This is a genomic window from Enterobacter sp. Ap-867, from assembly GCF_011752855.1.
Taxonomy (GTDB): Bacteria; Pseudomonadota; Gammaproteobacteria; order Enterobacterales; family Enterobacteriaceae; genus Cedecea.
The window spans coordinates 471245-483637 of the sequence record NZ_VWWS01000002.1 but is presented as its reverse complement, the minus strand read 5'-3'; the positions used below and the strand labels follow the sequence as shown (position 1 = coordinate 483637).

Sequence of the window (12393 nt, the reverse complement as noted above, 5' to 3'; positions counted from 1 at the left end):
GCCGCACTGTTCCTTATTGCTGAACTACGATGTTTTCCTGTGAAGGATCGACATGCTGCAGCTGCAGCTTTTCCGTCGCGATCCGTTCTACCCGGCTATGATCGCCGAGCGCATTTTCTTCAAGAATCAGGTTGCGCCATTCAATATCCAGCGCATCACGTTCGAGTACCATCTGCTCGCGCTGTGCAGTGAGCAGACGAGTATGGTGCGCCGTCGTGACCACGGAAACCGCGGTCACAATAATGGCAACGAACAAGCAAAGTGCCAGTTTCCCATGGCGCAGAAGATCGCCACCAATCACGGCAGGCAGCGCATGACGCTCGTTGCTGCCGAGCTGCGTCACTCTGCTGAGGGTTTCTGTCACCCGATTGATCATGCGTTAGTCCTCTCCGCAATCCGCAAAACAGAACTACGGGCGCGTGGATTTTCCGCCACCTCTTCTTCACCTGGCATCAGCTTACCTAGCGCTTTCAACTGGCGGCCACCCAGCTTATTCAGCTGTGCTTCTGTCATCGGTAAACCGGCTGGGACCTGTGGCCCACGGCTGTTTTCACGCATGAAGCGTTTAACAATGCGATCTTCCAGAGAATGGAAGCTGATGATCGATAAACGGCCACCGGGAGATAACGCCTCCAGCGAGCCATTCAGCGCTTTTTCAATTTCATCCAGCTCGCTGTTGATCCAGATCCGGATAGCCTGAAATGTTCGGGTAGCCGGGTGCTTAAACTTATCTTTAACCGGCATAGCGGCAGAGACGACGGCCGCCAGCTCTTTGGTACGCGTCATCGGCTCTTCCCGGTTACGCTCAACGATGGCGCGTGCAATGCGCTTACCAAAACGTTCTTCACCAAAGGTTTTAATAACCCAGGCAATATCAGCCTCTTCCGCCGTCATCAACCATTGGGCAGCGGATTGACCTCGCGTTGGGTCCATACGCATATCCAGCGGCCCATCACGCATAAACGAGAAACCGCGTTCTGCATCATCCAGTTGAGGAGAAGAGACGCCGAGATCCAGCAAAATGCCGTCGATCTTGCCGTCCAGTTCGCGCTCACGTGCGTAATCTGCAAGCGCAGAGAATGGGCCATGAATGATGGAGAAGCGTGGGTCATCGATAGCGGCAGCCGCAGCAATCGCCTGCGGATCGCGGTCGATCGCCAGCAGCCGTCCTTGCTCACCGAGCTGGGACAGAATCAGGCGTGAATGGCCACCGCGACCAAAAGTGCCATCAATGTAGATGCCGTCGGGACGAATATTCAGGCCGTTCACGGCCTCGTCCAGCAGCACCGTAGTGTGTTTAAAATTTTCCATCATTTCTAAAGTGACAAGTCCTGCAGACGATCCGACAAGGTGTTTGTCGAACCCTGCTCAGCGTCGATATCTTCCTTGACCTGTTGATGCCAGGTCGCTTCATCCCACAGCTCAAACTTATTGAACTGGCCGACCAGCATGACTTCTTTGGTAAGCCCGGCGTGCTGCCGTAAAACGGGCGCCAACAGCAATCGCCCGGCGTTATCCATCTGACATTCACTGGCATGCCCCAATAACAGACGCTGTACGCGGCGTTCTGCGGGGTTCATGCTCGACAGACGGGCAAGCTTTTGTTCAATGATTTCCCACTCAGGAACGGTATAAAGCAGCAGGCAGGGGTGATGGATGTCGATGGTACAAACCATCTGACCTTCTGAGGTTTCGATCAGCTTTTCCCTATAACGGGTAGGCACGGCGAGCCGCCCCTTGCTGTCGAGATTGACTAACGTTGCCCCACGGAACATGCCAGCCTCACCCTTTAATGACCCATTTCACCACTTTAACCCACAAATTCCCACATAAAGGAGTTTACGGAGGGGAGGAAAACCTTGTCAAGCCAGCCAGGCCGCTTACGGGAATAAATTCCCGCGCCTAAGCGATTGATAAATGGCTGGCGTGAAAAAGCCCGCAATAGCGAGGCAAAATTAACGTTATGAATATTTGAAAGAAAAAGACCAATAAACATCAACAGCGTTAAAACGACCGAATACTTGTCTGGAGAAATATTAAGTACTCAGTTTGCGACGCGGGCGGCATTTTAAGGTATTTCAAAGCGAGTGAACAGCGCCAGATGCCCGTCTGGCGCTGGCTCGGCGCGAGACAGAAGTAAAGAGAGGTTGCTAATGATTAATAATCCAACATTTCTTAGCTGCTGGTGTGTAACAAAATAATACAAAGAAGAGATTTATTTCTCGATGGAGATTTTTTTACCCGATTTTTCCCGCCTAATTAATTGCCTTAAAAAATAAGGGTAAATATACGGGAAAAATCTTAATTAACTTTAAGTGGCTGATAATGATCTCTTTATCAGTAACGACTTAAGCTACCCCGACGATAAAGATTGCGGCGAATTCGGGTCAACCCAGGCTTCGGCTTACGTGGCTCATCAAGGCTTGCCAGCACCAGTTCCAGTACGCGTTCGGCAACATCGCGGTGACGCTGTGCGACCGCCAATACCGGACACTGCAGGAAATCCAGCAGCTCATGATCGCCGAAGGTGGCGATCGCCAACTCCGAAGGCAGCCGCCCCTGACGGCGCAGCGTGACATCCATCACGCCCTGCAGCAGTGCGAAGGACGTTGTGTACAGCGCATCAGGCATCTCGTGAGTTTCCAGCCACTTTTCAAAAAGCTGAGCGGCAGCCTCACGCTCATAGCTGTTAGCGTAGAGATAATTGACGGTACGAGGATCGTCTTTCCAGGCAGTACGGAACCCTTGCTCACGCAGGAAACTCACGGACAGTTCAGGTAATGCACCAAGGTAAAGGATATTTTCACCAGGGAATTTCCGTAGCTCTTCAGCCAGCATTTCTGCATCGTCCTGATCGGCACCGACAACGCTGGTGAAGTGTTCACGGTCTAACGCACGGTCGAGCGCAATAATCGGGAACGAATCGTTTGCCCAACGCTGATAAAAAGGATGCTCCGGCGGCAACGAGGTAGACACTATAATGGCATCAACCTGCCGCTGCAGAAGATGTTCAATACAGCGCATTTCGTTGTCGGGTTGATCCTCAGAGCAAGCGATCAGCAACTGATAGCCGCGCTGGCGAGCCTGACGCTCAAGGTAATTTGCTATACGGGTGTAGCTGGTGTTTTCCAGGTCTGGGATCACCAGCCCAATAGAACGCGTGCGTCCTGCACGTAGCCCAGCGGCTACCGCATTAGGGTGGTAATTATGCTCACGTACCACCGCCATGACTTTCTCAACGGTTTTATCGCTGACGCGATACTGTTTTGCTTTTCCGTTGATAACATAGCTTGCCGTGGTGCGCGACACGCCAGCCAGACGCGCGATTTCATCCAATTTCACTGTAGCCCCTTACTCTCCAGGTGATCCATACCCATGCTCTGGTTATGGTTAACGACATTCACATCTAAGCGCAGAATAATAACTCCGGCAACCGCTTTTGCAGGCGCTTGTTTTCTTATTTGCAAAAAAAAGCCCGGCAGTGATTACCGGGCATGTGAATTAGATCACATTCGGGACTAACGCATGATCTTATCGCCACGCGAAACGCCAACAATACCCGAACGGGCCACTTCGACGATTTTCGCAACATCACGGATCGTATCAAGGAACGCATTGAGTTTATCGCTGGTCCCGGCAAGCTGGACGGTGTAAAGCGTTGGCGTCACATCAATGATTTGCCCACGGAAAATTTCCGTGCTGCGCTTCACCTCTTCCCGCCCGTATCCGCTGGCCTGTACCTTCACCAGCATGATTTCACGCTCAACGTAGGCCCCCTGCCCCAGCTCACTGACGCGTAACACATCCACTAGCTTGTGCAGCTGCTTCTCAATCTGTTCCAGTACCTTCTCGTCACCCACGGTTTGGATTGTCATACGAGAAAGCGTGGGATCGTCCGTAGGCGCTACGGTAAGGCTTTCAATGTTGTAACCACGCTGGGAAAACAGACCAATGACCCGGGACAGCGCACCTGATTCATTTTCCAGTAATACAGATAATATCCGGCGCATAATCAGGTTCTCTCCGTTTTGCTTAGCCACATTTCATCCATACCGCCACCGCGAATCTGCATCGGATAAACGTGTTCAGTACCGTCAACTGTGACATCGACAAAAACAAGTCGCCCGCCGCGCACGGTTTCCAGCGCTTCGGCAAGTTTGCTTTCCAGTTCTTCTGGCTTAGTGATACTAATCCCCACATGGCCATAAGCTTCAGCCAGGCGAACAAAGTCCGGGAGCGACTCCATATAAGACTGAGAGTGGCGGCCCGAATAAATCATGTCCTGCCACTGTTTCACCATGCCGAGGTAACGGTTGTTAAGGTTCAAAACCAGAACCGACAAGCCGTACTGCAGCGCGGTAGAAAGTTCCTGAATATTCATCTGGATACTGCCATCGCCGGTGACGCAAATGACCGTTTCATCCGGCAACGCCATCTTCACGCCAAGCGCGGCAGGAAGACCAAAGCCCATCGTGCCTAAACCACCGGAATTTATCCAACGGCGTGGCTTATCGAACGGATAATAGAGCGCGGCAAACATTTGGTGCTGGCCCACATCGGAGGTGACATAAGCATCACCGTTCGTCAGGCGATAAGCGGTTTCAATAACAGCCTGCGGCTTGATAGCCTGGCTATGGCGATCGAACTCAAGGCAGTGACGAGCGCGCCACTGTTCAATCTGTTGCCACCAGTCCCGAATATCATCCCCGGATTGCTGAACGTCTTCCTGAGCAAGCAAGTCCAGCATTTGCGTCAGAGCTTGACGCGCATCCCCCACAATTGGGATATCCGCCGCAACTGTTTTGGAGATAGACGTAGGGTCAATATCAATATGCAGCACTGTCGCATTCGGGCAGTATTTAGCGAGATTGTTAGTGGTTCGGTCATCAAAGCGAACGCCAACGGCAAAGATAACGTCCGAATGATGCATCGTCATGTTGGCTTCGTAGGTGCCGTGCATGCCCAGCATACCCAGCGACTGCCGATGTGTAGCCGGAAATGCACCTAGCCCCATCAGCGATGAGACAACCGGAATATTGAGCTTTTCGGCAATCGTCAACAATTCTGCCTCGCAGGCTGAATTGATCGCCCCACCGCCTACGTACATCACCGGTTTTTTAGCCGCAATCAGCGTCTGCAGGGCGCGCTTGATCTGCCCTTTGTGGCCCTGCGTCGTTGGATTGTAAGAGCGCATACTAACGGCGTCTGGCCAGGCATACGGCAGCTTATTCAGCGGACTCATGATGTCTTTGGGTAAATCAACGACCACCGGCCCTGGCCGGCCGCTGGACGCAAGCCAGAATGCCTTTTTGATGATCCCAGGTATGTCCTCGACCTGTTTTACCAGGAAGCTATGTTTAACGACTGGTCGGGAGATACCGACCATGTCACATTCCTGAAAGGCGTCGTAACCAATCAATGAAGTTGCGACCTGCCCGGACAACACAACCATCGGAATGGAGTCCATGTAGGCGGTTGCAATGCCGGTAATAGCATTTGTAGCGCCAGGCCCTGAAGTCACCAGCACAACGCCGGTTTCTCCCGTAGCACGCGCCAGGCCGTCGGCCATATGCACTGCAGCCTGTTCATGGCGTACCAGCACATGATCGATCCCACCCATAGTATGAAGCGCATCGTAAATATCGAGTACTGCGCCTCCCGGATAGCCGAATACTTGTTTTACGCCCTGATCGATTAACGACCGGACGACCATCTCGGCTCCTGACAACATCTCCATGGTTTTGCCTCCAGGCTCACGTTTTTGACGGCATGCAGAAGTCATTTCCGCACCGTCGTTGCGACAGGTTTTGTCTCTGCCTGTATCATTTTTATAGGTTTAGCCCATTAACATAACCGCTCAAGATCCGTCAGGCAATTACCCGCCAGAGCAACCTGAAGAGAAGAAATTGCACTCACCTCTATAAAAATCAGGCATAGCGGAGCGATCGACTAAATAGAGAGGGTGACTAATGACGAATATGCCAAAGATGCGGGGAATCACAGTGCGTTATGTATTAATTTAGCATTATTAAGCTGTGAGGAAGAGGCCACCAGAAAATGCTAAAGTACAAAATACTGCCTTTCTAACATAAAAAAGTGAAAACGGGCTGTTCAGGCCCGAGCATCCATAATACTGGTAACGTTATTGACATAAGCTTTTTGCTATCTGATTTTTCATCCACAAATGCCCCTTGTCTTGCCCTACGGAGCCATACCAGGATAAATAACAAGTACGCTTTCTTTTGATAAAAGGCACAGGAAACACTCTTAGATTCAATTCATTAGGAACACTATCAACCAACCAGCGTGGTGCAAGTGCCACAAGCCGTGTTTGTGAAACCACATTTAATACACAGGTCATTGCCATTCCCTGATAGGCAATCGCATTTTGCTTATTCAACGTGTCATACCACGGTGAACTGAAGGAGCCATAACATTCTGGAGAAGCCACCGCATGCTGCTGATTATAGAAATCACGCGTCGTTAGCGGAGAACAAAAACCAGGGTGCTCCTGGCCAGTGACTAAAACGATTTCATCCTCAAACAGTGGGATTCTTTTAAACTCAGGCCGAGAGATTTGATCATAACAAATCAAAAAATCAACTTCCTGATAGCGTAGCTGCCGCTCAATATCTTCATTAAAAGAAGATTTAAAAATTAATTGAACGTTTGGTGCCTTATATTTCATCGTATCTAAAATACGTGACATTATTTTACTGTCTAAAGGACTGGCAACGCAAAGCGTAAACTGCCGCTTGCTCCTTAGAGGATCAAAGTCCCCTTCCGGTAGCTCATTCTGGACCATCTGTAAGGCGTCACGAATCACGTCATAAAGCTGAAAAGCTCTGGCTGTTGCTTGTATCGTCCGCCCATTGCGAACAAATAACTCATCCTTGAAGGTGGTTTTCAACCGGGACACGGCGTTGCTGACGGCTGGCTGAGACATCCCCAACAGCCTGGCTGCACCGGTAATACTTTGTGCCCTCATTACCGTGTCAAAAACAGTCAGCAGGTTTAAGTCTACATTACGTAACAGAGGTCTTATTGCATCCAGAGTCTCCCGACTCTTATGTATTTTAGAATCCATTTTTACTCCAGTAATAAATAGAGTGCCATTCCACAATGCATAAGTTGGAAATTTCATTTTAATATCTTTCTGACAAGAATTTATAACGACTCAATTAACCAGAACAGTTATTACTGAAGCAATAAAACCACTCAATAAAAACCAGTAAATCACCGGATGGGTAATAAGAAATCTGTCAGCCCGTGAACAATACATCAGTTCTATCATATTCATAAGATGAATTATTTAAATTCAGTCTGTTCTCAGACGATATTACGCCTTTTAATCTTAATTAATATATTAAGAAAAGACATTTTCTCGGTATCTTTCACTGAGCAAACACGACGAACGCATCGGCCCAGCGATCCCACAACCGGCCTAAAGGTTGACACCTGCGTTGAGATCAAGTACCAATAAATACATCACGAAATTGCACAGGGCTTGAAACATGAATCGCACCGTCCGCCTACTTGGTCTACTACTAAACGCATCTTATTTGCGCGGTAGACTGGTGGGCGACAATCAGCGTTGATTCAAGCCTTCAGACAGAAAAAACCCGCGCCAATGCGCGGGTTTTTTTATGCTCGTCGCGAAGGCACCCAAAGAGATAAAGGACCGAACCATGAGCCAGCAAGTCATTATTTTTGATACCACATTGCGCGACGGCGAACAGGCTTTACAGGCAAGCCTGAGCGTAAAAGAGAAATTGCAGATCGCTATGGCGCTGGAACGTATGGGCGTCGACGTCATGGAAGTCGGCTTCCCTGTCTCTTCCCCCGGTGATTTCGAATCCGTACAGACTATTGCCCGCAATATCAAAAACAGCCGCGTTTGTGGCCTCGCTCGCTGCGTTGAAAAAGACATAGATGTTGCCGCTGAATCCTTAAAAGTCGCTGAAGCCTTCCGTATTCATACTTTCATCGCCACCTCTCCAATGCACATCGCCACCAAGCTGCGCAGTACGCTGGATGAAGTTATTGAACGTGCTATTTATATGGTGAAACGCGCCCGTAACTACACCGATGACGTAGAATTTTCCTGTGAAGATGCTGGCCGCACGCCGATTGCCGACCTGGCTCGCGTAGTCGAAGCCGCGATCAACGCAGGCGCAACCACCATTAACATCCCGGATACCGTCGGCTACACCATGCCGTTTGAGTTCTCCAACATCATCACCGGTTTGTATGAGCGCGTGCCGAACATTGATAAAGCGATTATTTCCGTGCACACCCATGACGATTTGGGGCTGGCCGTAGGTAATGCCATGGCGGCAGTTCACGCGGGTGCTCGCCAGGTGGAAGGCGCAATGAACGGTATCGGTGAACGCGCGGGTAACTGCTCACTGGAAGAAGTCATCATGGCTATCAAGGTGCGCAAGGACATCATGAACCTGCACACCAATATCAATCATCAGGAAATCTGGCGCACCAGCCAGATGGTTAGCCAAATCTGCAACATGCCAATTCCGGCCAACAAAGCTATCGTCGGCACCGGCGCCTTCGCCCACTCCTCCGGTATTCACCAGGACGGCGTGCTGAAAAATCGCGAAAACTACGAAATCATGACGCCAGAATCCATCGGCCTGAATCAGGTACAGCTGAACCTGACCTCACGCTCCGGACGGGCCGCGGTGAAGCACCGCATGGACGAGATGGGTTACAAAGAGGCTGATTACAATCTGGATAACCTGTACGACGCCTTCCTGAAACTGGCAGATAAAAAAGGCCAGGTATTTGACTACGACCTGGAAGCATTGGCCTTCATCAACAAGCAGCAGGAAGAGCCTGAGCACTTCAGCCTGGATTATTTCAGCGTGCAGTCGGGTTCTAACGGTATCGCGACGGCATCCGTGAAGCTGGTTTGCGGCGAAGAGGTCAAAGCTGAAGCAGCAAACGGTAACGGCCCGGTGGATGCGGTCTATCAGGCAATTAACCGCATCACCGATTACAACATTGAGCTGGTGAAATACAGCTTAACCGCCAAAGGGCAAGGCAAAGACGCCCTGGGCCAGGTAGATATCGTGGTGGATTACAACGGCCGCCGCTTCCACGGCGTAGGGCTGACAACCGACATCGTCGAATCATCAGCCAAAGCCATGGTCCACGTGCTGAACAACATCTGGCGTGCCGGTGAAGTCGAAAAAGAATTGCAACGCAAAGCTCAACATCAGAATAAAGAACAAAATCAGGAAACCGTGTAATGTCGAAAAATTACCATATTGCAGTTTTGCCGGGTGACGGTATTGGCCCGGAAGTGATGGCTCAGGCCCTGAAAGTACTGGATGCAGTTCGCAATCGCTTTGATATCCGCATCAGCACCAGCTCCTATGACGTCGGTGGTGCCGCGATTGATCGCCACGGCAGCCCGCTGCCGCAGGCCACGGTCGAAGGTTGTGAGCAGGCCGATGCGATTCTGTTCGGCTCTGTAGGTGGCCCGAAATGGGAACATCTGCCGCCAGCAGAACAGCCTGAACGCGGTGCCCTGCTGCCGTTGCGTAAACATTTTAAACTCTTCAGCAACCTGCGTCCTGCGCGTCTGTATCAGGGGCTGGAAGAGTTTTGCCCGCTGCGCGCCGACATCGCAGCTAACGGCTTCGACATTCTGTGCGTTCGCGAACTGACCGGCGGGATTTACTTCGGCCAGCCGAAAGGCCGTGAAGGTAGCGGTATGCACGAGAAAGCCTTCGATACCGAGGTTTACCACCGCTTTGAGATCGAGCGCATTGCACGCATCGCCTTTGAATCTGCCCGCAAACGCCGCAGCAAAGTAACCTCCATTGATAAAGCAAACGTGCTGCAAACCTCACTGTTGTGGCGTGAAATCGTCAACGAAATCGCTAAAGAATACCCGGATGTGTCGCTGTCCCACATGTATATCGACAACGCCACCATGCAGTTAATTAAAGATCCATCGCAGTTCGACGTTCTGCTGTGCTCCAACTTGTTCGGAGACATCCTGTCCGACGAGTGCGCCATGATCACCGGATCTATGGGCATGCTGCCTTCTGCCAGCCTCAACGAACAAGGCTTTGGCTTATACGAACCTGCGGGTGGTTCAGCACCGGATATCGCCGGGAAGAACATTGCCAACCCTATCGCGCAGATCCTGTCGCTGGCGCTGCTGTTGCGCTATAGCCTGGATGCTGAGGAAGCCGCGCAGGCTATCGAAAGCGCCATTAATCGCGCGTTAGAAGAAGGCCACCGTACCGGGGATTTAGCCCGCGATGGTCACGCAGTCAGCACCGACGAAATGGGCGATATCATTGCCCGCTACATCGCTCAGGGGAAATAATCATGGCCAGGACCTTATATCAGAAGTTGTACGACGCCCACGTCGTGTATGAAGCCCCGGAAGAGACACCGCTGCTGTATATCGATCGCCACCTGGTGCATGAAGTGACTTCCCCGCAGGCCTTTGACGGATTGCGCGCCCATGGCCGCCCGGTTCGTCAGCCGGGGAAAACCTTCGCCACAATGGACCACAACGTGTCGACCCAAACTAAGGACATCAATGCCTCCGGCGAGATGGCCCGTATTCAGATGCAGGAACTGATGAAGAACTGCAAAGAGTTTGGCGTTGAGCTGTACGATCTGAACCACCCTTATCAGGGCATCGTTCACGTTATGGGGCCAGAACAAGGGATCACCCTGCCGGGCATGACCATCGTGTGCGGCGACTCCCATACTGCCACTCACGGCGCATTCGGCGCACTGGCTTTTGGGATTGGGACTTCCGAAGTTGAGCATGTCCTGGCAACGCAGACTCTGAAACAGGGTCGTGCGAAAACCATGAAAATTGAAGTCCAGGGCAAAGCGGCTCCGGGGATCACGGCCAAAGATATCGTGCTGGCTATCATCGGCAAAACCGGCAGCGCCGGCGGCACCGGTCACGTGGTTGAATTCTGCGGCGACGCTATTCGTGCCCTGAGCATGGAAGGCCGCATGACGCTGTGCAACATGGCTATCGAAATGGGGGCCAAAGCCGGGATTGTTGCGCCGGATGAAACCACCTTCAGCTATGTGAAAGGTCGTCTGCACGCCCCTAAAGGTGCGGCCTGGGATGAAGCCGTCGAGTACTGGAAAACCTTCAGCACCGACGATGGCGCTAAATTTGACACCATCGTCACCTTAGACGCCGCCGACATTGCTCCGCAAGTGACCTGGGGAACCAACCCAGACCAGGTGATTTCCGTCACCGATAATATTCCTGCTCCGGAGTCTTTCAGCGATCCGGTAGAACGTGCCTCGGCAGAAAAAGCGCTGGCCTATATGGGCCTGCAACCGGGTATTCCCCTGACCGAAGTGGCTATCGATAAAGTCTTTATCGGTTCCTGCACCAACTCGCGTATCGAAGACCTGCGCGCAGCAGCTGAAGTTGCCAAAGGTCGCAAAGTCGCACCAGGCGTTTTGGCCATGGTTGTGCCAGGCTCAGGTCCGGTTAAAGCTCAGGCCGAGTCTGAAGGGCTGGATAAGATCTTCATTGAAGCCGGTTTCGAGTGGCGTTTGCCTGGGTGTTCCATGTGCCTGGCCATGAACAATGACCGCCTGAATCCAGGCGAGCGTTGCGCCTCCACCAGCAACCGTAACTTCGAAGGTCGTCAGGGCCGTGGCGGGCGTACTCATCTGGTCAGCCCGGCGATGGCAGCCGCCGCCGCTGTTTCCGGTCATTTTGCCGATATTCGTACACTGAAATAAGGGGAACTACCATGGCAGAGAAATTTATCCAACATACCGGCCTGGTCGTTCCGCTGGACGCGGCGAACGTCGATACCGATGCCATTATCCCGAAGCAGTTTTTGCAGAAGGTCACCCGCACCGGTTTTGGCGCCCACCTGTTTAACGACTGGCGTTTTCTGGACGATGCCGGGCAAGTGCCTAACCCGGAGTTCGTGCTGAACTACCCGGAATTTAAAGGCGCCTCTATTTTGCTGGCGCGTGAAAACTTCGGCTGCGGCTCTTCGCGCGAGCACGCCCCGTGGGCATTAACCGACTACGGTTTCAAAGTGGTCATTGCGCCAAGCTTCGCGGACATCTTCTATGGCAACTCGTTTAACAACCAGCTGTTGCCGGTTATCTTGAGCGATGAGCAGGTTGATGAGCTGTTCAAGCTGGTCGATGCCCAGCCCGGCATTAAGTTTGTCGTCGACCTTGAAGCACAGACGGTTCAGGCGGGTGAGAAAAGCTATTCGTTCGAGCTGGATAGCTTCCGCCGCCACTGCATGTTGAACGGCCTGGACAGCATCGGCCTGACGCTGCAGCACGAAGCCGCTATTTCCGGCTACGAGCAAAAACTGCCAGCGTTTATGCGGTAGTTCATTTTCCCCTCTC

Annotated in this window: 12 protein-coding genes; 5 read left to right on the top strand and 7 right to left on the bottom strand. The window is 51.9% G+C overall.

The genetic code is table 11. The features are described 5' to 3' along the window. Positions 1-13: 13 nt before the first annotated feature. The 7 genes from ftsL to leuO all read right to left on the bottom strand — a co-directional run bounded on the left by ftsL (position 14) and on the right by leuO (position 7087). Positions 14-376 (bottom strand): cell division protein FtsL, encoded by a 363-nt coding sequence (gene ftsL, locus F3J26_RS09855; RefSeq protein ID WP_008461776.1) that lies wholly within the window; start codon positions 374-376, stop codon positions 14-16. Next, a complete protein-coding gene (gene rsmH, locus F3J26_RS09850; RefSeq protein WP_039300407.1) occupies positions 373-1314 on the bottom strand; it encodes a 16S rRNA (cytosine(1402)-N(4))-methyltransferase RsmH in 942 nt (313 codons plus the stop codon). The genes ftsL and rsmH overlap by 4 nt, the downstream gene beginning before the upstream one ends. Before the next feature lie 2 nt (positions 1315-1316). Next, positions 1317-1775 carry a division/cell wall cluster transcriptional repressor MraZ gene (mraZ, locus tag F3J26_RS09845; RefSeq protein WP_008461772.1) on the bottom strand — a complete coding sequence of 153 codons (459 nt, stop codon included), beginning with the start codon at positions 1773-1775 and terminating at the stop codon, positions 1317-1319. Between the two features lie 562 nt (positions 1776-2337). Next, positions 2338-3342, bottom strand: coding sequence for a catabolite repressor/activator (gene cra, locus F3J26_RS09840; RefSeq protein WP_008461770.1), 1005 nt, complete (start codon positions 3340-3342; stop codon positions 2338-2340). Between the two features lie 176 nt (positions 3343-3518). Further along, positions 3519-4010, bottom strand: a complete 492-nt coding sequence (gene ilvN / locus F3J26_RS09835; RefSeq protein ID WP_008461768.1) for an acetolactate synthase small subunit — start codon at positions 4008-4010, stop codon at positions 3519-3521. Positions 4011-4012: 2 nt separating this feature from the next. Then, positions 4013-5737: an acetolactate synthase 3 large subunit gene (gene ilvI, locus F3J26_RS09830; protein ID WP_166993535.1), complete on the bottom strand. Its 1725-nt coding sequence runs from the start codon at positions 5735-5737 to the stop codon at positions 4013-4015. Positions 5738-6142: 405 nt separating this feature from the next. Further along, complete coding sequence (gene leuO, locus F3J26_RS09825) at positions 6143-7087, bottom strand: transcriptional regulator LeuO (RefSeq protein WP_166993635.1); 945 nt, start codon at positions 7085-7087, stop codon at positions 6143-6145. Positions 7088-7514: 427 nt separating this feature from the next. On the opposite strand from leuO, the gene leuL reads away from it, so the two are divergent. From leuL to leuD, 5 genes are all read left to right on the top strand, one after another. Next, the gene (leuL, locus tag F3J26_RS22785; protein WP_139827388.1) at positions 7515-7598 is read left to right on the top strand and encodes a leu operon leader peptide; all 84 of its coding nucleotides are present in this window, start codon (positions 7515-7517) and stop codon (positions 7596-7598) included. A gap of 90 nt (positions 7599-7688) precedes the next feature. Next, entirely contained in the window at positions 7689-9266 is a 1578-nt protein-coding gene (leuA, locus tag F3J26_RS09815; RefSeq protein ID WP_008461762.1) for a 2-isopropylmalate synthase, read from the top strand. Continuing rightward, the gene (leuB, locus tag F3J26_RS09810) at positions 9266-10357 is read left to right on the top strand and encodes a 3-isopropylmalate dehydrogenase (protein ID WP_166993533.1); all 1092 of its coding nucleotides are present in this window, start codon (positions 9266-9268) and stop codon (positions 10355-10357) included. The genes leuA and leuB overlap by 1 nt, the downstream gene beginning before the upstream one ends. Positions 10358-10359: 2 nt before the next feature. Beyond that, on the top strand, positions 10360-11760 hold the full coding sequence (gene leuC / locus F3J26_RS09805; RefSeq protein WP_166993531.1) for a 3-isopropylmalate dehydratase large subunit: 1401 nt from the start codon (positions 10360-10362) through the stop codon (positions 11758-11760). Positions 11761-11771: 11 nt separating this feature from the next. Continuing rightward, complete coding sequence (gene leuD, locus F3J26_RS09800; RefSeq protein ID WP_008461753.1) at positions 11772-12377, top strand: 3-isopropylmalate dehydratase small subunit; 606 nt, start codon at positions 11772-11774, stop codon at positions 12375-12377. Positions 12378-12393: the final 16 nt, after the last annotated feature.